This is a genomic window from Segatella sinensis (assembly GCF_040095255.1).
GTDB lineage: Bacteria > Bacteroidota > Bacteroidia > Bacteroidales > Bacteroidaceae > Prevotella > Prevotella sinensis.
Genome location: NZ_JBBNGE010000051.1, coordinates 1 through 23514, shown reverse-complemented (window position 1 = coordinate 23514; position 23514 = coordinate 1). Strand labels below are relative to the sequence as shown.

Annotated in this window: 23 protein-coding genes and 1 pseudogene; all 24 read right to left on the bottom strand. The window is 36.4% G+C overall.

The window, feature by feature from the left end:
• Positions 1 to 488: 488 nt before the first annotated feature.
• Positions 489 to 1205 carry a WecB/TagA/CpsF family glycosyltransferase gene (locus AAAT87_RS12405; protein ID WP_349226583.1) on the bottom strand — a complete coding sequence of 239 codons (717 nt, stop codon included), beginning with the start codon at positions 1203 to 1205 and terminating at the stop codon, positions 489 to 491.
• Positions 1206 to 1555: 350 nt separating this feature from the next.
• Entirely contained in the window at positions 1556 to 2602 is a 1047-nt protein-coding gene (locus tag AAAT87_RS12400; protein ID WP_349226582.1) for a glycosyltransferase family 4 protein, read from the bottom strand.
• A gap of 142 nt (positions 2603 to 2744) precedes the next feature.
• Positions 2745 to 3272, bottom strand: coding sequence for an LbetaH domain-containing protein (locus AAAT87_RS12395; protein ID WP_349226581.1), 528 nt, complete (start codon positions 3270 to 3272; stop codon positions 2745 to 2747).
• A gap of 84 nt (positions 3273 to 3356) precedes the next feature.
• Positions 3357 to 4898, bottom strand: a complete 1542-nt coding sequence (locus tag AAAT87_RS12390; protein WP_349226580.1) for a glycosyltransferase — start codon at positions 4896 to 4898, stop codon at positions 3357 to 3359.
• A 4-nt stretch (positions 4899 to 4902) separates the two neighbouring features.
• A complete protein-coding gene (locus AAAT87_RS12385) occupies positions 4903 to 5850 on the bottom strand; it encodes a polysaccharide pyruvyl transferase family protein (RefSeq protein ID WP_349226579.1) in 948 nt (315 codons plus the stop codon).
• Between the two features lie 38 nt (positions 5851 to 5888).
• A complete protein-coding gene (locus AAAT87_RS12380) occupies positions 5889 to 7025 on the bottom strand; it encodes a glycosyltransferase family 4 protein (protein ID WP_349226578.1) in 1137 nt (378 codons plus the stop codon).
• A 78-nt stretch (positions 7026 to 7103) separates the two neighbouring features.
• Positions 7104 to 8153, bottom strand: a complete 1050-nt coding sequence (locus AAAT87_RS12375; RefSeq protein ID WP_349226577.1) for a mannose-1-phosphate guanylyltransferase — start codon at positions 8151 to 8153, stop codon at positions 7104 to 7106.
• A 66-nt stretch (positions 8154 to 8219) separates the two neighbouring features.
• Positions 8220 to 9329: a glycosyltransferase WbsX family protein gene (locus AAAT87_RS12370; RefSeq protein ID WP_349226576.1), complete on the bottom strand. Its 1110-nt coding sequence runs from the start codon at positions 9327 to 9329 to the stop codon at positions 8220 to 8222.
• A 5-nt stretch (positions 9330 to 9334) separates the two neighbouring features.
• A complete protein-coding gene (locus AAAT87_RS12365; RefSeq protein WP_349226575.1) occupies positions 9335 to 10495 on the bottom strand; it encodes a polysaccharide pyruvyl transferase family protein in 1161 nt (386 codons plus the stop codon).
• Positions 10470 to 10988 carry an acyltransferase gene (locus AAAT87_RS12360; protein ID WP_349226574.1) on the bottom strand — a complete coding sequence of 173 codons (519 nt, stop codon included), beginning with the start codon at positions 10986 to 10988 and terminating at the stop codon, positions 10470 to 10472. Before AAAT87_RS12360 ends, AAAT87_RS12365 begins: the two co-directional genes overlap by 26 nt.
• Positions 10989 to 11085: 97 nt before the next feature.
• Complete coding sequence (locus AAAT87_RS12355) at positions 11086 to 12075, bottom strand: nitroreductase family protein (RefSeq protein ID WP_349226573.1); 990 nt, start codon at positions 12073 to 12075, stop codon at positions 11086 to 11088.
• On the bottom strand, positions 12072 to 13055 hold the full coding sequence (locus tag AAAT87_RS12350; RefSeq protein ID WP_349226572.1) for a glycosyltransferase family 92 protein: 984 nt from the start codon (positions 13053 to 13055) through the stop codon (positions 12072 to 12074). Before AAAT87_RS12350 ends, AAAT87_RS12355 begins: the two co-directional genes overlap by 4 nt.
• Complete coding sequence (locus AAAT87_RS12345) at positions 13039 to 14268, bottom strand: glycosyltransferase family 4 protein (protein WP_349226571.1); 1230 nt, start codon at positions 14266 to 14268, stop codon at positions 13039 to 13041. The genes AAAT87_RS12350 and AAAT87_RS12345 overlap by 17 nt, the downstream gene beginning before the upstream one ends.
• The gene (locus tag AAAT87_RS12340; protein ID WP_349226570.1) at positions 14249 to 15493 is read right to left on the bottom strand and encodes an O-antigen ligase family protein; all 1245 of its coding nucleotides are present in this window, start codon (positions 15491 to 15493) and stop codon (positions 14249 to 14251) included. Before AAAT87_RS12340 ends, AAAT87_RS12345 begins: the two co-directional genes overlap by 20 nt.
• Positions 15486 to 16652 (bottom strand): polysaccharide pyruvyl transferase family protein, encoded by a 1167-nt coding sequence (locus AAAT87_RS12335; RefSeq protein ID WP_349226569.1) that lies wholly within the window; start codon positions 16650 to 16652, stop codon positions 15486 to 15488. Before AAAT87_RS12335 ends, AAAT87_RS12340 begins: the two co-directional genes overlap by 8 nt.
• A gap of 1 nt (position 16653) precedes the next feature.
• Positions 16654 to 17865: a Coenzyme F420 hydrogenase/dehydrogenase, beta subunit C-terminal domain gene (locus tag AAAT87_RS12330; RefSeq protein ID WP_349226568.1), complete on the bottom strand. Its 1212-nt coding sequence runs from the start codon at positions 17863 to 17865 to the stop codon at positions 16654 to 16656.
• Positions 17865 to 19406: an MATE family efflux transporter gene (locus AAAT87_RS12325; RefSeq protein ID WP_349226567.1), complete on the bottom strand. Its 1542-nt coding sequence runs from the start codon at positions 19404 to 19406 to the stop codon at positions 17865 to 17867. Before AAAT87_RS12325 ends, AAAT87_RS12330 begins: the two co-directional genes overlap by 1 nt.
• A gap of 6 nt (positions 19407 to 19412) precedes the next feature.
• Positions 19413 to 20183, bottom strand: a complete 771-nt coding sequence (locus tag AAAT87_RS15570; protein WP_412458975.1) for an acyltransferase family protein — start codon at positions 20181 to 20183, stop codon at positions 19413 to 19415.
• A complete protein-coding gene (locus AAAT87_RS15565) occupies positions 20152 to 20421 on the bottom strand; it encodes an acyltransferase family protein (protein ID WP_412458974.1) in 270 nt (89 codons plus the stop codon). The genes AAAT87_RS15570 and AAAT87_RS15565 overlap by 32 nt, the downstream gene beginning before the upstream one ends.
• Positions 20422 to 20426: 5 nt before the next feature.
• Positions 20427 to 21473, bottom strand: coding sequence for a hypothetical protein (locus AAAT87_RS12320; RefSeq protein ID WP_349226566.1), 1047 nt, complete (start codon positions 21471 to 21473; stop codon positions 20427 to 20429).
• Complete coding sequence (locus AAAT87_RS12315; RefSeq protein WP_349226565.1) at positions 21466 to 21807, bottom strand: HNH endonuclease signature motif containing protein; 342 nt, start codon at positions 21805 to 21807, stop codon at positions 21466 to 21468. The genes AAAT87_RS12320 and AAAT87_RS12315 overlap by 8 nt, the downstream gene beginning before the upstream one ends.
• Positions 21808 to 21920: 113 nt before the next feature.
• Entirely contained in the window at positions 21921 to 22529 is a 609-nt protein-coding gene (locus AAAT87_RS12310; RefSeq protein WP_349226564.1) for a hypothetical protein, read from the bottom strand.
• A 106-nt stretch (positions 22530 to 22635) separates the two neighbouring features.
• Positions 22636 to 22821, bottom strand: a pseudogene (locus AAAT87_RS12305) (mannose-1-phosphate guanylyltransferase); the annotation flags it as partial.
• A 16-nt stretch (positions 22822 to 22837) separates the two neighbouring features.
• Complete coding sequence (gene rfbC / locus AAAT87_RS12300; RefSeq protein WP_349226563.1) at positions 22838 to 23422, bottom strand: dTDP-4-dehydrorhamnose 3,5-epimerase; 585 nt, start codon at positions 23420 to 23422, stop codon at positions 22838 to 22840.
• Positions 23423 to 23514: the final 92 nt, after the last annotated feature.

Genomic DNA, 23514 nt, shown 5'->3' with positions numbered 1-23514 from the left:
ACAGTCTCGCCCTCGACTATCCCGATGCCGAGATCCTAGGTCATCGCGACCTCCCCTGGGTTCGCAAGAGCTGTCCTTGCTTTAATGTCAAGGAATGGCTGAAGGAAATCGACTTCCATCTCTAGAAAATGCTCCTCATCTGAAAACAGATGGGGAGTTTTTTTGATACCACTTTACCGTTTCTTCGAAACCACCAAGAAAATCACAAGAAATCTGCAAGTTATCAGCAAATTACTACAAAATCAACTGTAAACTATAAACTGCTTTTCCCAGGCGGTCCCAGCCCGCAAAACCTGGCGAGACCTTTGATTGGTCCGCCAACCTTATAGCGTAGCGGTTCCGAGCACCGGAGGGCGGTTTCCCTCTTCTTCCCTGAGGGGAGAAGACCGAGATGAGAGGTGGAGCCTTCTTTAATGGTAAAGAAGGACGGGATGATTTTAGAACACCCTTCTTTAAGGGTAAGGAAGGACGGGTAGGTTTTCGAACCCCTATGCCTCTTTCACCATATTCCAGAGGAATAAGCTATTACCGATGATATATCTTCTCCACATACGCTTAGGCTCCTTCATCAATCTATAGAGCCATTCCAGACCATGCTCCTGCCACCAGATAGGTGCACGTTCTACGGTACCAGCGAAGAAGTCAAAGACGGCACCGATGGTACCCACGTGACAATGGATGTTCAACTCATTCCAATGAGAGTACGTCCACTTCTCCTGCTTAGGCGCCGTCATACCAATCCAGAGCAGATCAGGGTTGGCAGCATTGATGGCATCAATGATAGCCTTGTTGTCCTCATCCGAGAACTCAGGCTTATACGGAGGCGAATAAATCACCACCTTCAGGTGAGGATACTCCACGGCAGCACGCTTCACAATCAGGTCGAGCACCTTCTGCGAACTACCCATAAACATCACTGTACCACCCTTCTTCTCCAGCTTGTTCATCTCGAAGAAAAACAAGTCCCAACCAGCTATTCTTTCCTTCGGCTGGCTCTTTGCCTTGATCCACTTGCACGCCTTTACAATGCTCACACCATCCGGAATCAACACATCGCCATTTGTCAGGGCATCAGCAAAGAGCTGATCCTTCTTTGCGGTGTTAAAAGAATGAGCATTTACTGTGTTTATGAGCAATTTGCCCTCTGGTAATGAGGCCAATTCCGCCTTACTACCCAAAATTGTTAATGTTTTTAGTCGAAACATAACTGTATTTGAAATAATTTTGTTATCTTCGCAGCCATAAACAGCAGGTTCCATCAGAATCCCATCATTTCATGAACAAGAAACAACGGTTATGACATACGATATTAATACTATAAACGAAGTATAAGCAGCTTACGTAAAAGCAACGTCAGCAACTCCTTGCGGCTCTTCAGTCGCAAAGCATCAACATTGTGAAAATGGAAGCCTATGAATATTCAGATGCCCCAGGCATCAAACATCTGCTTTTCTATTTTGCAGAGGATAGCAGGAAAGCTATCCCCTACTTCATGCTAAATGATAAGGTCTGGGAAAAGATCTGTAATAGCATCTAATTTTCCTAACCTGAAATGCTATAGATCTTGATAGATGTTTTCCAACCTTTCTGTCACCTTCTCTACTGAGAAAATTCCTTTAGCCAACTCATTAGATTCTGAAGCAACGAGCTTTCTTAATTCCTCTGAAGACATCATCTTATCCATCTGCTTGGCAAGAACATCTACATCACCAGGATTAAACAACAAGCAGTTCTTTCCGTCTATTGCTATATCAGGTATGCCACCAACTGGAGTAGTAATCACAGGCAGCCCGTAAGCCCAAGCGTCAAGTACTCCCATAGGGAAGCCCTCAGCATAACTAGGAAGACAGAAGACGGAAGCCTCCTTGAAAGCTTTGTCTTTTTCCTCTCCTCTCACCCAACCTAAGAAAACTGTCTGCTTGACAATACCTAGTTGTGAAGCCAAAGCCTTGCCTTCTTCGATTTCGCCATTTCCTGCAAATACGATGCTCCATTCAGGATATCTATCTGCAATCTGGGCAAAAGCCTTGATCATATCAGCATAGCCCTTGCGTGCATTTACTGTACCAGCATATAAAATCTGTTTTCTTTTCGGATAAACTTTTGAAGAAACTTCTGTCGTACAAGGATTATAAAGCACTTTAACTTTATTATCTTTAAACCCGAAAGTTCGACATAGTTCATCCTGCCAATACTTTGACAGAACCAAGACAACATCAGCCTTACCAAAAAGATAGCGATACACGTTCTGATACTTACTCTTGATAGTTGTATCTACAGAGAAAGAATGGAAATGAACTATGACTTTCTTCCCCAGCATTTTCGATACTGCCATAAACAACACCTTACGCAAAGCCGAAGGCGGCTCACTTGTGTGAATATGAATAATATCGTAGAAAGGCACACTTAATAGAAACTGCAAAAAGCCTTTCAAGAGATATGACAGTTTGGTAAAAGCCCCTCCATCCCTATGAGTTTCAATCCATTTACAATGGAATTTATCCCACAATGGACTATTCTCATATGCCTTCACTACAGAAGTTATACCACCACGAGTTTTACGAGATGTAGCTATAACTAATACATTTGTTTTATACTTCATACAGTAAAAATTAAAAATCAATTTAGAAAATCAAAAATATTCGTATTTGTACGAGTTTTAGAGTCATTATCACCTTCAGTTCATATGCTTTTGAGAGGATTATGACAAATAAAAATAAATAGAAAATAAGACTTATTGAGCATTAGAGAGAGAGATTACATTTCTCTCCGTTTTGTCGAATAATTAATGATTTTGAAGGCACCACTACACAATTATGGGGCAAACTCTTTACTACAACAGCCCCAGCTCCAATTTGGCAATTATTGCCGATGTCAATATCTCCTAATACTATTGCATTAGTCCATATTGAAACATTATTTCCTATATTTGGTTCTTTACAATTTCTACTACCAATTGTAACATTTTGACCAACACAGAAATTCACGCCAATATAACTAGCGTTAACGACTGTTCCCCATCCGTGAACCACAAAGAAACCTCCTTCAACATTCTTAGAATCTGTAAAAAGAAACAAATTAGTACGCCCTGGCAGCCAAAAGAAAATAAACTTAGCTAATTTTCCTAACCGCCAATAGAAAATGCTTCTCAGTTCAGGATAAGACATCATTAAATAACAAAATGCCCATACATCATTAATATTTTCAAGGCGATATACACTTTTCCAATGAATTAAATCTTTTTTGATTTTGCCCCCCCCCGACAACAACATATGAATATCAACATTTGCGGAAAAGCTACAATCAATCCGAAGATTGCTTTAATTTTTTTCTTCATAACCAATACTTATTTCTAATTATCGTAGCAATTTTTCATGTTCTACTATTTCTGTAGGGGTAAATCTCATTTTCAATACTTTTGCAGGAACACCGGCAATGATTGAATATGGAGGACATGATTTAGTAACCACAGCCCCTGCAGCAACAACAGAACCTCTTCCTATCGTTACGCCTTTTAATATAGTAACATTAGCACCTGTCCAAACGTCGTCTTCTATAACAACAGCGGCATCGTTCTCTGGCAATTTGTCATTGGAATCCATGATGTATTTACCAATAACATCTATACGATGATCACCAGTAATAATTGTAGGATGAGGACCAAAGATAACTTTCTTGCCAATAATCAAAGGTGCCTCTGTACAATAGAAAACACTTCCTTTAGGTATGCTAGTATAATCACCTACACTTAGATTACAAAGACCTTTGAAGTCAGAACTTGACGGACGAATATATACATGTTTGCCACAATACTTCATTGCTCCTTTATAAAAAAAAGCAAGAAGTTTATCATAAAGATAAGAAGGAACAAGGGTTAGTTTTTGCCCCCCCCGAATCGCACTCAGCCTAACATTTCTGTAATAATTTCGAACCTTCTTAATATAGCAAAAGCCACACGAAAGAGCCTTCATCAAAGCGAAGCCACCATGATTATAACATTTAATCAACAAGCGATTTGGACCACTTCCTACTACAGATAAATCATGATGCAAAAATGACTTCAAGATATATTTAACCTGCTTTATGCCTTTTTTATATCCGATAGCCAAAGATTGGTTCAAAACTGTCACCAAAATATTAGAAGCTGATCTTCTGAAACATATCAATCCGGGGTACTTGGCATCCATCGTTTTAGCCGTATTTACTATCGAAAGCAAGTCATCAATTTTCTTACTTGAAATCGTTTGTGCAATACTTCCCTGTCTAATACTATACGTGTAGCAATCTTTGTGATACAACTTAATGCGTTTAACAAGTGGCAACACATGATACGCAAACTCCGTATCTTCATAAAAAAGACCTTCCTTAAACAAGAAACCATTCTGATTCAAGAAATCTCTTTTAAAAACAAAAGACCATGCAAAATAATAGATTCCCATGACAGAACACATAAAATCCAATCCATTCTGAACACTATAGTCCTCTTTACATAACGTACAATCATACAAAGGAACCCGTTCCTGGAACTCGTTCATATTGTGCCACTTCAACCATAGTACTTCAAGACTATGACGCGTCATTTCTTCATAGATGCCTTTTAAAGAATTTTCAGTGATAGCATCGTCAGAATCAATAAACCACACATAATCACCACTAGCTTCTTGCAACCCAGTATTTCGAGCGGCACTCAATCCTCCATTCTCACGAGTAACAATCTTGATGTTTTTATTCTTTTCCTGATAACGTTTAGCTACATCAATTGAGTTGTCAGGTGAACCATCAATCACGACTATGATTTCATATTCAGATTTTGGTAAATCCTGATTAAGGCAACTTTCAATGCATCTACCCAAATACGCCTCGACATTATAAACAGGCAAAATCAGAGACAACAACATAATACTATGATTTTAATTGAATTGTTTCCAAATCCGACAACCAAGAATCATAATAATTCTTGTTTTTACCATACGAATTATTGACTAATGTAATTTGCTTATCTAGAAGGATAGAAAGGATACATCCATGTAGGCGTGCAGTCTCAACATGTCGATAAGGGGAAATAAATTCTACACCTTCTTTTATCATCAATTCATTAAAGAAGCGAGGGGCATACCAATTCCACAACTTATTAGACAATGACGACAACAAAGGCAACTTAGCATCAGCTACGTGCTTGAAAATCTTGTTGATAAAAGTTGTTTTTCTAAAAGAATGCATGAAGACTGGCCAATCTGATACATCTCCATCCTTACTGATAGCTGATTCTCCCTTCTCACAATCCTCACGGTCAATTATCAGTTTATCCTTGATAACAGCTTTTTTATAAGTTTCCAAACGTGATGAAGATATACAAAATGCCATATCTGGCAACATCAAGGCATGAGAGCCAAAGGTATCCTTCACATGCTGATAAACTACCCGATCTCTACAACAGATATATAAATCTTTATGGCTTAACAACAACTTGAAATCCTCCATTTCCAAAGAAGAATCTTTATAATATATGGTCTGAGGAAGTACAATAATTCTGTTGTCAGGATAATGACGCACCACGGAAAGCAGGAAATCCATATGTTCATGATATATATCACCTAAGTTTCCACCTCCATTAAACAATACAGTAACATCCTTGTCAATCTTAGGGAATATACATGTTTCATACGATGACGTATAGAGACATTCGATATGATTGTCCGACAAATAACATTGTTCCCCAGTCCATATAAGAACATCGCCTATATTGTGATAATATGGTGCATCAAGCAAGATACACTTTTTCCCAATAAGTTTATTGAGAGAGGAATTAATTACCTCTCTCAATTGAGTGATTTTTTGCTTATTATTCATATTGTTTTAACTATTTTACTTTGTCATAAAACTTATAACTAAAGACTTTCTATAGCATTCCTCAATAGAGAAACAGCATTTTTCCAACTTTTATTACCATTTTCATAGACTTGTTGGATTTTATCAGAATAATCAGACAATAAAGATGGATTTTCTTTTATTTTTACAAAGGCATCTTCTATCGCTTTTACATTCTTTGGAGGTATAAGAATACCAAGTTCTCCATTATTCAACATCTCTGGCAATCCTCCAACATTAGTTGCTATAACGGGCTTCCTAAAAGCATATGCGGTCATGACCACTCCACTCTGTGTGGCATCTGTATATGGACAAATAACAGCCGAAGATTCTTTAATCATTTTAATTAAATCAGAAGATTCAATAAAGGTATTTTTAATATGAACATATGGTAATCTTTCGAATTCTGAAATATCAAAATCAAAATTACCTTTACCAGCAACAGTAACCTCTATGCCATTATTTCCATTTTGATAAAAAGAACGAATTGCTTTCAGTAGGTATTCTATTCCCTTATAAGGAGAAATTCTTCCATAAAAAAGAATATTGATCAATTTATCATTTTTCTCTACCTTCAACTTATCATAAACCTTCAGATGCTCATAAGTACTGAGATATGTACAAAATACAAAGGCAGGATTTACTTTATACCTATTGATAAATTCCTGCTTTTGTACCTGATTAAACAGCACATAACGGCTACTAAATTTTACCAGTAACTTATTTGCTAAGACCCTTACAAAGGTATCCTCTCCTGAATGAGGAAATGGATCATGCACAAGAGATATAACATGTTTCCGAAAAGCTAATCGAGGCAACAACATGCAAACATTAGCTGCATCTGTCAATATAACATCTGGTTTGATTCTTTTTACGAGATTGAACACTTTTAAATCAACAGAAAACTTCTTCAATGTCAAACCTTCAGGATGTCTCACAATATAAGATTTCTCTATATCTATATAATCACGAAATGGGGCAAATTCTTTAAGTTTCCTTGCAGAAGTAATATCACTTTTCAAATCTAATATACCTAAACTACATTTTCCATTATTAAACATACCTATATAATAAACTTCATAATGTTGACGCAGTCTTTTTATGATAGAGACGTTAGCCTCAAAAGCCATTGTTGAAAGAAATACTATTTTCTTCATTACGTAAAATTTTTATATTAATTATTCTTCCATATCATCTGAAAGTACAACTTTTAAAAGAAAGGTTCAGCATGATTATTACTTTCCAAACTCCTTAATTCTCTGCTCCTCTTTCAATGAGCAGACAAGCAGTTGTCCATTCTTCTCGGCTACGATATAGCCATCCAGGCCTTGAACTACCACCTTGCTTTCATCGGCTGCATGAACCACGCAGTTCTTGCATTCATACAGACGAATGTCCTTGCCTACCTTGGCATTGCCATCCTCATCTTGTGGGAGCAAGGTACGGAGGCTGCCCCAGCTACCTAAGTCACTCCAGCCAAACTCGGCTGGCAGCGAAAAGATATCCTTCGACTTCTCCATTACGGCATAGTCAATGCTTATCTTCTCGCAGGTTGGGAAGAGCTTACCTACCACCTCTTTCTCCTGTTCGGTATAGAAAGAAGGAGCCATCTCATCCATGATGCTTGCAAGATTGGGTTGGAAAGTGCGGATAGCCTTGCTGATGGTATCAATATTCCATACGAAGATGCCGGCATTCCAATAGTAATTGCCAGCGGCAAGGTATTGCTCGGCTGTCTCCAGGTTTGGCTTTTCCTTGAATGCCTCTACCTTGTAGATTTCAGCTACCGATGTCGGTTCTGAAGCTGCGATATAGCCATAGCCTGTTTCCGGGCGGCTTGGCTTGATACCGATGGTAACGATGGCGTTCTTATCGGAGGTATAGCTCAATGCCTTGCTGAGCACTCGCTGATACTCCGAGGTATTAATGACGAGGGCATCGGATGGTGTCACCACGATGTTGGCATCGGGATGCTTCTTCTGGATCTTCCAGCAGGCATAAGCAATACATGGAGCGGTATTGCGAGCCTCCGGCTCTGCAAGGATATTATCAATAGGCATGCCAGGAATTTGCTCCTTGACAATGCTGATGTATTTCTCGTTTGTCACGACCCACATGTTCTCAACAGGACAGATTGGCTTCAATCTATCTACTGTTAACTGTAAGAGGGAACTGCCCACACCCATCACATCAATGAACTGCTTTGGGTAATCGGGGATTGTCATTGGGCAGAAGCTGCTACCCACGCCACCGGCCATGATTATTACCTGTATATCTTTGCTCATATTATTTAAAATAATCCAGCCAATAAAAATAAAATCAAGAATCATTTAGATATCATACAGAACACTCTACTTTTCTTCATCAACAGCCTTACGTAAGGCATCTATAAACCCTCTACCATAAGTCAAATCTGGCTCCATCATATTACCTTCACCCCATTCATTCCAAGACTTCAAGAAAACCAACTGTTCCTGTTCCGGCTTATTTTTTATAGCCTCTAAGGCATGCTTTGCATTTTCATAAAAATACTCAGGCTTCACATTGACGAAGAACGTGCCATTCCATCCACTTCTTGGCGTATGATCCCACTGAGGAATAATACAAGGAATAACATCTCTAGACTTGTCCTCTTCTGTTACCAAGAATGGAAGATACTTCTTATAATCAGTCATAAATGGAGGACGATGTGTTATAAAGCCTTTCACATTCAACCACATACGTTGGATACCACGACCAGCACGCCCCATTTTTTTAAGTGCATTATTCGTAATGCCACCTAATCGCTGATAGCTAACAGCATTGAAACCTTTTGCTAACATAGCCTCCTTAGTTATACTAGGATGAGGGATATTAGCTACTAAATACAAATCAGGGAATCCTGCTTCTTTCGTCCATTTACGGAAATTATCCAGATACTCTTGTGGAACATCCTTAGGAGCAAAGATGTAAAGCAGCGGAGCACCATTCACCTTGATATACCTTTTATCCTTAAATGCCTTTAACAGGAAAGCAAAGTGCATCATCTCATCCTCCATGCCTGGATAAGTTTGTTCTATCAACAACTTATTGGTAGAAGTTCCATCACTATTCCAGTTTTTTGCATACCAACTATGGTTAGCCCAACCTAAACAGAATGGGAAATCTGGTTTACCCGACTCCAAAACTTCATCAAAAATATCTGCAATCAATCGCTTGCCATTACCGAACCAATAATGCCAATAGCAGAAGCCTTCCACACCAGCTTCTCTTGCCATCTGCGCCTGCTGTTCACGAACGATAGGCAAACGAAGGTCGTAATAACCCAATTCTGTTGGAACACGAGGCTGATTGTGTCCCTTAAATAAAGGCTTAGCCTTACCTACATTTGTCCACTCTGTAAATCCCTTTCCCCACCATTCATCATTTTCTTTAAATGGATGAAACTGAGGAAGATAAAATGCTAAAATTCTTGGTTTCATATTTTCTATTTAAGCGTTTTTTTGTACTTTCCTGCTATTTTTTTTACAATAGCATCACACTCTTTTTCCGTAATATTATTTATCATTGCCGTACTATCAAATATACCACTGGCTTCAAAAGCACCTTGAAACTTATAACTATAAGCTAACCCAAACAACGGAACCTTAGTATAAATCGCAGCAAAATTAGCATGCATACGTGTGCCTATGAAGAAGGACATTCGCGAAATGACATATTTTACTTGAGGAGAAATCATATCACGGTCAATAACATGGACGTTGGTCCTGTCTTCTAATTTTGCATACAAATCCTTAATTGCCACTAAATCATCATTCGACTCCTCAGGATGATTATAATTATAAGAATGGGGAATCAGATAGATAGGGACATTAAGAGACTGAAAATAGCGAATGATGGCTTTAACCAAATATGGATATGAAGCGAATTGTCCAGACAGGGTACGGAAAGTATTGCTATAGGTCAATCCGCTTACATTCAAGCCAACTGCATTCGGCTTAATATCTATATCAAATGATTGAGGTTTCATATAAGCAGACAAATCCTTTGTCATCTCATATTTAAGCCCCATACTATTCAATTCTTTAATGAACTTATCATCACGAACATAAATTCGGGTAGCATATTGCAATATACGATTGGCAATAGTCCTATTAGACTCTTCCTTAAATGGTCCAATTGTTTGAGGTAAGATGATAACAGGTATATTACGTTTCATTGCAATATTTGTCTCATGCAATCTACTGAAAAATGTGGCAGTACTATATATGTCCGAGAAGCCATCACCTCCATTAATTGCCGCAACCCATCTAATTCGTTTGAGAAGTCTGCCAAATCTCGTAAATGGCAATACAATTCCAAACTTATCTAACAATTTCTTTTCAAATCTAAAAACAGGTACATTTTTGCATTGTACTTGATGACCATTGCATTCTACATAACTGGTAATCAAAGTAGTATTTTCCTTCTTTAAAAAATTGTTGTAATACTTAAACGTCACTACGATGTCATCATAGTTGAGAAGGTTCTTTTCTTTGAGAAAATAGAAAGACCCATAACCTAAAGCAGCAGTACCTCTATTATTGTCTCTCAAATCCAAACCTGAAATGAGAACGTACTTCTTATTTTTTGTATTTTTCCCACTCATGAGTTTCAAAATTATATTGTTTTACAATTTTTGCAGGATTTCCAGCAACGATACTATATGGTGGCACATCTTTCGTAACCACAGCATGTGCAGCAACTACTGAATTTCGTCCGATATGGACACCAGAAAGTATCTCACTGTTAAATCCCAGCCAACAATTATCTTCTATCACTACAGGACCTTTGGAAATCAAAGGTTGCTTGGAAATAGGTTTTGTTACATCCTCATAGCCATGACTATGATCAGTAACATGAACATACCCAGCAAATAAAACATTCCTGCCGATAGTAATGCCATAAATAGCAGCAAAACTATTTCTGATGCCAATCCATGTACCTTCACCTATCGTTATCTTTGGGTGATATTCTGTACCTAAGAATTTGCAACAAGGCATGAAATATGCATACTTTCCAATGCTCACATTATCTCTAAAGAACAAACATTGAGGATTTTGTATTGTAACATACTTTCCCTTATTCCAATGTTTTCCCATTGCACCAAGCTTCTTTTTCCAATACCATCTTACCCCCCCATATGGATTTTATTTAAGATTTTCTGGGGTAAGGAGAATAAATAACTAATAATCATAATCAATGGATAAACAAATTCAAGCCTTTTTCTATTGGTAATCTTGCAGACTTAGGAGATATGATTGGCTCCTTTTTATAATGACCAGCAAGAATCAGTACTATAGGGAACTCATTATCTGGTATTCCAGAAATTTCATGAAACTCCTTATCTACTTCTGCTAATCTTACATACATTTTATAGCAAGAAGCAATATGATACAAATGAAGCCCCCACTCAAAATTCATTGCATATAAACCTCCATCCACGAAAGCTTGTACATGCTCATAACTTGAATTGAAACAGCTTACATTAGAAGTTATAACAAATATTGCAGTCGCATTATCACACCAGTTTTGGTTTCCCAACTGATTTTCTATAAGCTTATTCATCAAAGCCTTATCTCTATAGACATGAACTCTCGAAGTCTGACGATTACATGCCGTTGGTGTACAAGATGCAAATTCCATAACCTTCATTATTTCTTTATCAGTAATAGGCTCATCAGAAAACTCTCGTACACTATTACGGCTAAAGAAGAATTCATTTATTTTTTGTTCATCGAAAGCCGGAGGTTCTTTAACAACTTTGGTACCTATCGTATATTGCCCCAACATTACCTTATTTTCCTCTATATAAGAAGCTATGATATTACGGCTTTGCTCATTTTTTGTTGAATTTGGATTGCTTAAATAAGTCGCCAAAACATTAGTCGCCAAAGAAACTATTTGATGATTACCATATTTCTTGGTAAAAGAACGAAGGTTCTTTACTATGGACAAAGCTTTTTCCTCACCAAAAATTCGTGCAGACTTTGTAAAAGACATACCTTTTTCCAATTGGTGAACAGATAACATCACATGGCTTAAGATTTGATCTTTCCCATTATTTCCATCTAAACAATTTGCGAAATACGTGTTGAAGTCATAAATAAAATTGTTTTTACACTCAGACTTATCCAATACCTTTCTGAACAATTTTCTTTCGATTCTCTGTAAAATATTCTTCTTCATATCTTTATGATACCTTGTTTAATTTTCATTTTTATATAGAATCTTGATATCAAATAATCTCTATATGTACAGTTATTCTCCATCTTAAAAAATTGATTCATCTTTGAACGTGGAGCATCAACGAAAAGGACATCACTTCTTTTCATTTTTTTACTGTATATATCCCATGCTTTAGTATAATAATGATTACAAAACATAGTTGCCTTACCATAACCATTTTGGGGAGCACCCCATATCTTATGATTGACAAGACATATATATCCAAACTGATTTACAGCTGGCAATATCATTTTTATACCGAATATAGGATAACTCATATATGTATGATGATGAACATGCCAAATATTATAATCTGCTATATCATATCTAGTATTAATAAAACATTTTCCTAAATGATAAAAATGATCCCAACAAGTAAAATATTGTTCTATTACATTTTTAGAACTATCATGTTTCAACTGTCCGCCTGTCCCAAACATTTTCCAATGAATGACTATGGCTGGATATTTATCAAAATCCTTTAACCACTCGCCAATTGTATCTACGTTCTTTGGTACAAAGAATTCATCAGCATCCAAAAATGAAATCCAATTTGTTTCGTTGCGATAATTCTCATAACAATGCTTGTAAGCCTTAAATTGCGAATGATCGTATGGCCATTCTATCAAGGTAACGATGTTTCCATCAATATAAGGTTTCAACACCCTCATGAAATCATCATCAGAATTGTTATTGTATAAATAAAAATGATCAACTCCCACCGTCAGATGATAATCAAGCCACTCCTTTAAGAACGGAGCCTCGTTTTTGAATATCAAACATAACGATACACTATATTTCATCGTTCGCTTGTCATGTTTGCCAAAAAGTTCAATCCATCCCTTACATACACTATTGTAAAACAGCGTTTGCAAAAAAGACACGATGTTACCTTTTGCCCCTCTAAAAATATTTACCATCCTATCAAAAAACTTTTTCATTAAGTTCAATTAGTCTATCTATGGAATTGCAGAAATCGTTATAAAACCTTTTCTGAGTGAAATCCTTAGCTCTCTCAATAGCAGCGAGATGCATTTTTTCTCGCAAAGAAGAGTCTTTGTACAATTTCAGCATAGCTTCTTTAAGCTCTGCTTCAATATTTTGCATGGATACAAATATTGTTGTTTCGTCATTGCCAATTTCTGGCATTCCTCCAGCTTTTGTTGCGATTGTAGGCAAACCCGAAGTTATCAGTTCAAACAAAGAAAGAGGACATGGGTCATTATGCATTGATGGCATAACACCGATGTCTGCTATCTGATGATACTTATAGACTTCATCATTATTAACAAATCCTGTAAAAACAATTCTATCCTTATTCTCTTCTGCCAGTTTTTTCACAATACTTGGATATTCTCCAAAATCACCTAAACCAAAATTTGAAGAACCTAAAATCACTAATTTTACTTTAGGATTATCTATTGAAAGTAAAGCGTGAATCAACTCTAGGACACCTTTATTTGGGACTATCCTTCCACAAAAAACAGAAACAAAATCATCCTCTGACAATCCTAATTGAGAGCGAAGTTGTCGTCTATCAGAAAGCGACAATCTTCTTGAAAATTTCTCTGTTGCTATGCCATTGAAAATCGTCACGAGTCGTTCTTTTGGTAAAGAAGAGCCTACAGAATATTGATTCTTAATAAAATCACTTACCGAAAAGACATTGCCAAATACTGTTTCAAGACGTTGGGATGACTTTAAATTTCCATGTAAGTGAACAGCCAATCTATCCCTTCCAACTTTTTTAGAAATGCTACTACAAAAAGATGGATTGGAGCACTCACTAACTATAAAATCAAACTTTCCTGAATTCTTTCGTAGATATCTATTTACAGGAGAGGATACATAATCTAAAATTATGAAATTTCTATCAAACAAGGCGTTTAAATGCCATTTGATTTTATTACTCCATTTCATTACGAAATCACTATTATAACTACTAATATTCACAAATTCCGTGTGCTTGAAGTTTTTCTGAAAAACAATAGCCTGCTTATTGGGACATGAAAGTACAGTAATATCAAATAAATGCTCTATTTCATTAGTTTGTACTATCATTGTAATCAGTCTTTCGACCGCCCCACCCAAAACATCAGGAATAGGTAATACCCCTGGAGACACGATGCAAATTTTACGAACTTTTCTTACCATACAAATCATTTTGGTTTATCATTAAATTATTTTGTCCTGCTGCCAACAGAATCATTACAAACATAAAAGTCTTATCAAAAGGAACCTCTATGGTTGAAATTACTATCATCGTAAGAATATATACTACAAGCGGATATTTATACTTATCACTTTCTGTTATTTCTTTAGCTGCAAAATACAACCAAGAAAGGAATGCCATACAGCCTACAATACCTACATTTAGAAAAACTTCCATCAAGCCATTCTGAGGATTCTGAACACCTGTATAAAACATGCTGACCACTCCAGAATTTCCATTACCAAATCCTAACCACATACTTGTAGAAAAAGACTTAGATATATTTTCAAAAATTCCCAACCTTCCTGTAAGCGTTAAATCTTCATGCAGTACATTAATAATAAAATCCTGAACTATTGTAAACTGCAAAACCCACGTAGTAAAGAAGAAAAATCCTAAATCTACTATGACCAATAAAGAAACAAGGAGTGAAGGTGCTGATAGCTTATTCCAATATTTATTCGGCAATATAAATACCAAAAAAAAGAAAGCCATTGTGCCAACCACCATTGTACTGCATTGAGTATGCAAACTATTTGTCAACATTACAATAACTAGAAATAACAAAGCCGCTTTCTCTTTTATCTTAGTTAGACCCATATGCCGATAATAATACAATGTACATGTTAGCAAATTATAATAACACACATGGAATTTATTTCCTATAATATAGCCTCCAATTTTTTCATTTACAACAACATGAGTAATAGCATCGACATTAACCCAAATCCATAACAAAAATAGCATTTTCCAAAAATAATCAATGAATAGATTCACCTGATTTTCGAGAGTTAGTCTCTCTACAAATAGCAAGAGTACAATTGTTGATAAGGAAAAATAAATGGTCGATTTTGTTGATTGGACACCTTCAAAAGTTGCGATAACTCCATCACTTAATCGGGTTGTCGTATAATACGATATAGAATCAGCATTCAACAATATGGAAATCACACAAATTATAGCATAGGCCAACACGGATAAATTCAGCCAACGATAACGCTTACTGAAATAGCGAGATATATCATTTCCAAAATACAAGAACATAAAAATAATCATCAGATTCTTTACCCATCCGTTATATGTCACATTGGGTATCACATTGTTTGTTGGAAAGAAAAATAGCCAAAAAACAAAAAATGAAAATAGAATTATTATACGTTTACTCATGACTGTCTGCTAAATCTTTCAACTTTGTTAATAGCCATTGCTTTGAATTTTGTCTGTAATAAGCAAGCAATTTATCTACAATCTCAAAATCTATTGCCTTTAAATTTGATAATTCTATTTGTTCTTTTACAAAATGATTGTCCAAATTCATTTTATGTAGAAAATCAACCATACGAGCATGATTCTTTCCATGATATAATGGAAATGTATAAAATTGCTTGTGGAAAAAGATACTAAAAGCTGTACCATGAAAAGATGTACAAACTACGTATTGAGCATCTCTAATCCACTCAATAAACTCAATCGGACCGGCATTGTTTATGTTATAGTCTGCATAAGGACATTCTCGGAAGTCATTAATTGAATATATTTTCCAATTATTCTTTTTGGCTAACCCCAAGCATAATTGTTTAACACCAGGATGATTCATATCCAAATCATATACAAGAATATATTTTTCCTTCTTATGCTCATCCGAGCATAGCCTTTCCCAGTCATCCTTATCCAACAAAAAAACTGGATCCAAGACCTCTGTTGCATTATAACCTAATTTTTCTACAATTTCAACCCCAGAACGTTCTCTTGTAGAAATTGCATAAAACCTTGATAATTGTTTTGATACAAATTCACTTTGGTCTTGGGGAATATACGAAGCCCCAAATGATGCTGCGTAAGAAATACATTTGGTGTTCTTAGGCGCAAATGCACAATAATAGGAAGAATCACGTCCATTAAAACCTACAGAGTTCCATATTTGATCGCTTCCCGCAATATACACATCAGCAAGCGGGAGATTTTTTTGTAAATCTTCTAATGTTCGATATGTCAAGTTTGAACACTTAAGGTGATTTCTCTTAAACAAATTAAAAGGCTTCTTTCTTCCTATAAATTTGTAATCTGTAATATGCCCAGGTACTTTTAAATGATCATAAAGTCCTACCAATGGCTTAAGGAAAGGAACATACTTCAATATCGTAAAAAGTTTCCCTGATGTACGATTGTACTCAAAAAAGTTAAGTCTATCGCTTTTATATATAGGAAGATAGTCTATGATTTCAACCTCATAACCATTTCTTTGTAAAAAGCATTGCAAAGCGTAAGCCTGAAGCGATGCGCCATAATTGTTTACATCATGGCATGTTATTGTTTTTATTTGCATATCAAATTCTTTTAAATAGGTTTGTTATACTTTTTAATGGATGTTTTAAGCGATGTTTTTGTCTTTCTTGCCATTGCAGTGATGATATAATACCTCGTACATCACCAATTTTGACTTTAGGAGAATTCAACTTTCTCATGAGACGATTATAATAAGCTGGCATTTGAGGATTTTTTTTCATCTGAAATTCTGTAACTGCATCTAATGTATGTGTAACCAACTCACAGTTGCATTTTTTCAGCAGTTCATCACCTTTCTTGGTAAAAGCAACAGCACCACTCACTCCATCTTCATCATCCTTGTAAGTATTTCCCCAAAGATCACCGATACGAATGTCAGCGGAAGACTGGTCGTACTTGTATTTGCAATGCTCATAGCACTGCTTTCCTAGACAACAGTCACCAAGGAAAAGCTGATAGAACATATCACCTTGTGACAATCGGCTTTCTATATAACTTTTTTTTTCCCTTATTAACATATCGTAAGAGTCATGCCAATTTATCTTCTCGCCATGTTTCTCACCATCAATTCCCATTGCCCAAGAGTCATGCCAGCCCGTCCATTTGTTACGCCAAGAAGCATAAGTTATCTTACCCACTTGCGTCTCGGCCCATTCTGTATATTTTTTCCATACCAACATAGAAGGTACTCCATGGCAGAAGAAGTCGAGCAAAACAAAATTGTCCTCGCAGCGGAACTTCTTGATATATCTGCGGAAGGAGTCAATCTGGCACGGGGTGCCTGTCACCAAGTATTTTTCCTTGCGATTGATGGCCTTAAATCCATCCACCGTATAGCTCTGGATATACTTGCTACCAGCGCTTGGAATCAATTCCTCCACATTGGTAGCAATATAATGTTCGGCTCTGTTCTTCTCCGCATCATAGCGCACACCACAAACCTTATAACCTTGCCCCAAGAGATACTTGCCTATCTCAAAGCCAGCACCTCCTGATGAGCATTTTCTTCTCACCAAATGGTCTTTGCTCCAAGCAGCGTATGGATGTATCTCTTTCTCCGTGAGCGACAATTTATCATGCAGATACGCACATACTTCGGTACAGATACCACATTCCGTGCATCTACTCTCGTCTGTGAAATGTGGCTCATAAAAGCCATTTTCATTCAGACCTATCTCTATGATTTTTCGTCCACATGCCGTGACGCATACGCCACAGCCATAGCAATCGTGGATTTTACTTATGTTATTCATCAAACTTTCTTTTTTAATATTTTTTTCTGAATGACAGAAACGACATTCTCTTTAATCAATAACCTATCATCGGTATTAAATCCTAAAAAGTAGCCAAACCCTATCGTAGACAACAAAGATAAGACACATACACATAAAAAACGCCAGAAAGTAATACTAATACTTTGATTAGCTAATACAGGAAGCACCATTGATATAGCGGTAATCAAATATACCCGAAACGTAACATTCTTTGAAAACTTCCACATAGGGAATCCGATACTTTTTGTTAGCATGTATTGTCTTGCAAAATGGCAAACAAATTCTACAATAAAAGCTATAATCATTGCCCAATATGGACTTGCCCCCAACTTCAGCACAACATAGACAAATGGTAAGGTAAGCAAAGACAAACCACCAACAACAATTTGATAGTTTCTAACTTTTCCTGAAGCATGCATTGACACAACTAATGGATTTGACAAAGTATTGAGCATCGCAGTGAAAATAGCAATTCGCAAAAACACTACGGTATAATCAGGAACTTCTTTCAACCAAACACCTAAAATCAAAGGAGCCTCAATGATTACAGGGAGTGACAAAGTCAACAGCAGTAAATAAGACAACTTTGCACCTCTAAATACCAACTTGTACATATTTTCTCTCTCCCCTGCCGCATAATTCTTAATGATTTGAGGATTCATTGCCATCTGGAAATTAGAAACAAATCCATTCAGTTTGCTGAGCACTTGGTAGGCAACACCACGAGCAGCATTGACAGCAGGTCCAAAGAACATATTCAACACGACATTCACGCCTTGTTCCTTAGCTACACCTGCAAGAGAACCTATTAAGTTCCAACCAACAAATGATCCAACATTCTTGCCATACTCCTTATTAAACTTTCCTGTAAACCTACACTCTTTAAACTTAACTCTGCAATAAAAGAAGTACATGGCAAGGAGTACTGTTTGAATGAGTGCCATCAAAATTGCATAGACTATCAGTTTGTCAAATGGTGTCATGGTTATGACATAGCAAATAGCCAACTTGAAAATGGCATCGAATATGCTAAAATAGGCAAACGCCGACATCTTCTCGTATGCTATCAATGCCCCATTATAAGGAACGTTGATGACATTCAACATAAACACGAATAAAGATAGCTGAAATACCCAGTTGGCTGCATCATACCTATCAGACGGAAAGTTCATGTGTGTATTCAAGAACCACACTCCTATAAGTTCTCCCACTATCAAGATTATCAATGCCAAGAACAAGTGAATGTATATCATCGTACTGAAAATACTCTTCACATTGCCTTTCTCTCCCTTTCCTATCTCAAAAGACAAGAATCTCTGGGTAGCTGTAGTCATGGCACCGCTGATAATGGTGAACATCGTGACAAACCCACCGACTACATTATAGATACCAAAATCTACTTCTCCCAACTTATCCAAAATGACGCGGCTTGTATATAAGCCGATAACCATCATAAAAAGCATACGGACATAAAGAAGAAGCGTATTCTTCGCTATTCGCTTGTTATTTGATTCATTCATTTAATTTTATCCTAATATATACTTTGAATATTTTAAATTTTGACAAACTGCCACAAAAAGCCAACTTACACCAGTGACAATAAAGAATTGAAAGATTGGATATGCATAACAATAATTCACTGCCAATTCATGAAAAGGGAAGCAAGGATTCATCTCTTGTATCACTATATGATGTACTATATAGATGCCCATACTGCACTTGTCCAAGCTTGTCACCCATGAAGGAAGCTTAGGTATATTCAGACATCTAGCATAAATGAATATGAAGGATACGATAGAGACTCCTAACAACATAGTTATCGGAGTTTTCTTGATATATACTTGTTGCAGCGCAAAAAACAATAATAGTATTATTATCAATACTAGTGTTTTTGCCTTATACTTCGTATACTTCCTAAAATTCATTTTGCTTGCCAACATACCTAACATGTAAAAGGGGAAGTATTTGATGATGTTGGATAGGCAAAGAAATTGCATCACTGGAATTCTATAAGGTATTAGAACTATAAATAGTACCAATCCCCCCATTACTATCTGTACCTTTCGTTCTTGCATCTTCAATACAGTATCTACCAACATGCCTAAGACATAACACTCAAATATGGTCATCAAGAACCACAGATGACTGATGCCATTCAGCATTTGTGAAATATCTCTATCTTGTAATAAGCAAAGGAACAATCCTACTATAGCATAAGGAACTAGTACTCTCAGTATCTTATCCTTCACAAATTTCACATTGTCACTATACCCCCCCCAGATTTCGTTTATAACCATATAGGTATCCACTTATCAAGAAGAAAATCGGCAAGTGAATCTGTAACAGCATTCCATCCACTACATCCCAAATTGGAACATGAAAGCCTATATAAAAATCAGTTCCATCCCATATAGAATATGGACAAAGGCAATGATAGAACACAACCATTAACATCGCAGATACTCGCAGAATACTGATGTCGTTGAAACGGGGTGACGTTATTCGTCTATAATTATCTAATGTTTGATTAAACATACTGTTTACTTACAGAGTTCAACAATCCAATTTATAAAACATGGAAAAGCCTTTATCGCATCCCACACAATTGCAGAAACAAGACTTAAACCAAACACTACGCTACAATATTTTAATATCGTTTTCCATTTGATAGACTTATATACAGTCTTTATAAAAATACTATATCTATCTCTTGTTTGGGCATTAGTATCACCTTTCCAACACCAATGATAGGCTATCAATTTTCTTGTACTATCATAGTTATCTCCTATATAAGCTTGCCACCTATCATAGTTTAATAGCCTACAATCTTTATAATCGGTATTTCCTGCAATTTGCTCATCCTCGGAAGAACCAACAAAAAAGAAATGAATTTTACTAAAAGGCAAAAATGTCTTGTCCTTTGTTATCTCCTCATAAGCTTTTGGATTCATTTCCCTTACTTCATTGATACGGAAATCTATCATTTCCGTCTTAGAGAATGCACTTTGTAAAAAATCATTTGATATATTTTCTTCATAAAAGATACTATTCTCTGGTATATCTTCTACTCGGAAGCGGAAATATAAATTTCTCTTAGGCTTTTTCTCATTTGAAGCAGGTTGAATGCCACCATTTTTCTTGGGAGTTGATAATATCTGCACATTTACGATAGAACCATTTGGCTTAATATCTGAAACCTTGAAATTGTTTTCACCAAGAACATACAACCAAAAAGGATGCGCTTTTTCTGAATTAGAAGACGGTGAAATACAAAAATAACTAGGTGACCCATTAATATTGCGAACAACATAGTCGTTATTAAACAGGGTACATAGCAACTCACTTTTAGATAAGCTTTCACCTAGATCTTTCAAAGATTGAGCCGCAACCTTAAAAGGAAAATAAAAACTTACAGAACTTACTTCTCTTGCAACATCATTAATAAAAATGCCAAAATCGAGAAACCTTTTATAGGCACCATTTCGAACGGGCACTTTCCAATAATTAACATGTAATTCTGCTGAAACATTAATTTTACTTGGTTCAGAAGAATTCCTTAATGTATAAAGAATACCAATGCTATTCATCTACCTTCCATCTTTTTTCTGATTCTACATTCTTATTTTCTTCCGAGCTTAAAACTGTTTTCCAACGAGGATAATCATCACCTTTAGATTCATTGTTTCTCCAATGAACAGGATACAAGTTATCCAAATCATGGGTTCCATCTTTAGTCAAAGGCTTTAGATGGTCTATTTCCCATCCATAAGGCTTATTACGTTTGCCATAATCCTCACGCCTTATCCAAGCACCAGCATAATCCTTTCGAAAAACATCCGGATTATTATTTGGCTGTTTCGCAGCTTTTTCCCAAACTGCATCTATCTCTTTTTCTGAAAAATCTTTTCTTTGTGTTGCCATATTATGATTGGTGTAATGTCCAACTTTAAACGAAACGATTATTATATAATTTATTAATATGTTACATTCAAACAATTATCAATTCGAAAGTAACAATAAGAGTTTAGAATATTTTACTTATGCCATTTAAAGCCATAATCTAGCTCATCCTTTTTCATTTTTTCAATCTTTATTTTCGAATTTAAAGCTAAAACAACTTTCTTTAAATGATTATATTGATTGTTTTTCACCTTATATCCGAATATAATTTTATTAATTCTAACAGACAACTTTGGACGATTTGCTTTTGGAGAATATTGTCTACTAAGATATCTTACTTCCTGTTCGTATTCCCACATTTTAGCCTTTACTTTGAGTACATCTTGAACAGTCATATTGTCAGTTAAAACAGGAATCTGTTCACTATAGTCAATATCTAATCTTTCCCATGATTTAGAAGTTACTTCAACTTCCAAACAACATCCCTGATTTTCATCTGCATAATGAGTCCACATCAAACCGATGTTTGGTTTTCGAGACAAAGAACAAATATATCGCTTCCCCTTACCATTCAAAATGTTACTAACTGTACTTTTATCCACTCTTGGAGAGTATTGAAAATAACCTTCCATAGGGTCATTCATTTCATTATAAAGAGCACCATAAAGTTTCTTGTCTATTATTATATCCAAAAACCTCTCCAAGTTCTCTAAAGAACGATACTTATAAAGTAATTCTGGCATTTTGTCTTCTAACTTTAAATGTTGCAAAAATTATGAATCTAATTTACTGGTATCTGTAATTACAAGCAATTTAACCTTCAATAGATTTCTCTCAAAAATCATGTCAGGTATAAACCACGCAGTGCCTGCATTCATACAAGCGGATGTCCTTGCCTACCTTGGCATTGCCAGCCTCATCCTGTGGAAGCAAGGTACGGAGGCTACCCCAGCTTCCTAAGTCGCTCCAGCCGAACTCAGCTGGCAAGGTATAGATTTCATTTGACTTCTCCATCACAGCATAGTCAATACTTAACAAGAACAACGTATGATTAGTATAAATCCACGTCGATATCGAATGGACTATCAAAGTCCTTCAGCATGGCATGCTTCGTATCTTTATCTGAGAGATTGGCATGCTCTGTTGGGATCTTCCAATCAATACCAAGAGTATCATCGAGGATGCTGATACCTCCATCTGCCTCTGGATGATAGAAGTTATCACACTTGTATTGGAAAACTGCTGTTTCTGAAAGAACGGCGAATCCATGGGCAAAGCCCTTTGGAATGAAGAACTGACGATGATTGTCTTCTGTCAGTTCTACTGCCACATGCTTGCCATAGGTTGGCGATCCCTTGCGAATATCTACTGCTACATCAAGTACTCTACCCTTTACGCAGCGTACCAGCTTGCTCTGAGTATAAGGTGGGCGCTGGAAGTGCAAGCCTCGCATTACGCCATAGCTGCTCATAGACTCGTTGTCTTGGCAGAAGTGAACACAGTGACCTAAAATAGGAGTTACCTTCTCTTCAAACTCTCGCTCGCTGAAACTCTCGAAGAAGTAGCCACGAGCATCACGGAAGAGGCGTGGCTCTATAATGAGAACGCCTTCAATATCTGTTTTAATTATATTCATTGCTTTTGTTTTAATCCTCAAATCCGCAACCTATAGGGTTTCGTGAGAATTTACTTGTAAAACGACCAAAATTCTTTTATTGTACATATTCC

What these genes read in the sequence shown, in the direction of transcription:
- AAAT87_RS12405 (WP_349226583.1), bottom strand. Translation starts at nt 1,205, where the DNA reads ATGTTTCGACTAAAAACATTAACAATTTTGGGTAGTAAGGCGGAATTG.
- AAAT87_RS12400 (WP_349226582.1), bottom strand. Translation starts at nt 2,602, where the DNA reads ATGAAGTATAAAACAAATGTATTAGTTATAGCTACATCTCGTAAAACT.
- AAAT87_RS12395 (WP_349226581.1), bottom strand. Translation starts at nt 3,272, where the DNA reads ATGTTGTTGTCGGGGGGGGGCAAAATCAAAAAAGATTTAATTCATTGG.
- AAAT87_RS12390 (WP_349226580.1), bottom strand. Translation starts at nt 4,898, where the DNA reads ATGTTGTTGTCTCTGATTTTGCCTGTTTATAATGTCGAGGCGTATTTG.
- AAAT87_RS12385 (WP_349226579.1), bottom strand. Translation starts at nt 5,850, where the DNA reads ATGAATAATAAGCAAAAAATCACTCAATTGAGAGAGGTAATTAATTCC.
- AAAT87_RS12380 (WP_349226578.1), bottom strand. Translation starts at nt 7,025, where the DNA reads ATGAAGAAAATAGTATTTCTTTCAACAATGGCTTTTGAGGCTAACGTC.
- AAAT87_RS12375 (WP_349226577.1), bottom strand. Translation starts at nt 8,153, where the DNA reads ATGAGCAAAGATATACAGGTAATAATCATGGCCGGTGGCGTGGGTAGC.
- AAAT87_RS12370 (WP_349226576.1), bottom strand. Translation starts at nt 9,329, where the DNA reads ATGAAACCAAGAATTTTAGCATTTTATCTTCCTCAGTTTCATCCATTT.
- AAAT87_RS12365 (WP_349226575.1), bottom strand. Translation starts at nt 10,495, where the DNA reads ATGAGTGGGAAAAATACAAAAAATAAGAAGTACGTTCTCATTTCAGGT.
- AAAT87_RS12360 (WP_349226574.1), bottom strand. Translation starts at nt 10,988, where the DNA reads ATGGGAAAACATTGGAATAAGGGAAAGTATGTTACAATACAAAATCCT.
- AAAT87_RS12355 (WP_349226573.1), bottom strand. Translation starts at nt 12,075, where the DNA reads ATGAAGAAGAATATTTTACAGAGAATCGAAAGAAAATTGTTCAGAAAG.
- AAAT87_RS12350 (WP_349226572.1), bottom strand. Translation starts at nt 13,055, where the DNA reads ATGAAAAAGTTTTTTGATAGGATGGTAAATATTTTTAGAGGGGCAAAA.
- AAAT87_RS12345 (WP_349226571.1), bottom strand. Translation starts at nt 14,268, where the DNA reads ATGGTAAGAAAAGTTCGTAAAATTTGCATCGTGTCTCCAGGGGTATTA.
- AAAT87_RS12340 (WP_349226570.1), bottom strand. Translation starts at nt 15,493, where the DNA reads ATGAGTAAACGTATAATAATTCTATTTTCATTTTTTGTTTTTTGGCTA.
- AAAT87_RS12335 (WP_349226569.1), bottom strand. Translation starts at nt 16,652, where the DNA reads ATGCAAATAAAAACAATAACATGCCATGATGTAAACAATTATGGCGCA.
- AAAT87_RS12330 (WP_349226568.1), bottom strand. Translation starts at nt 17,865, where the DNA reads ATGAATAACATAAGTAAAATCCACGATTGCTATGGCTGTGGCGTATGC.
- AAAT87_RS12325 (WP_349226567.1), bottom strand. Translation starts at nt 19,406, where the DNA reads ATGAATGAATCAAATAACAAGCGAATAGCGAAGAATACGCTTCTTCTT.
- AAAT87_RS15570 (WP_412458975.1), bottom strand. Translation starts at nt 20,183, where the DNA reads ATGGTTATAAACGAAATCTGGGGGGGGTATAGTGACAATGTGAAATTT.
- AAAT87_RS15565 (WP_412458974.1), bottom strand. Translation starts at nt 20,421, where the DNA reads ATGTTTAATCAAACATTAGATAATTATAGACGAATAACGTCACCCCGT.
- AAAT87_RS12320 (WP_349226566.1), bottom strand. Translation starts at nt 21,473, where the DNA reads ATGAATAGCATTGGTATTCTTTATACATTAAGGAATTCTTCTGAACCA.
- AAAT87_RS12315 (WP_349226565.1), bottom strand. Translation starts at nt 21,807, where the DNA reads ATGGCAACACAAAGAAAAGATTTTTCAGAAAAAGAGATAGATGCAGTT.
- AAAT87_RS12310 (WP_349226564.1), bottom strand. Translation starts at nt 22,529, where the DNA reads ATGCCAGAATTACTTTATAAGTATCGTTCTTTAGAGAACTTGGAGAGG.
- rfbC (WP_349226563.1), bottom strand. Translation starts at nt 23,422, where the DNA reads ATGAATATAATTAAAACAGATATTGAAGGCGTTCTCATTATAGAGCCA.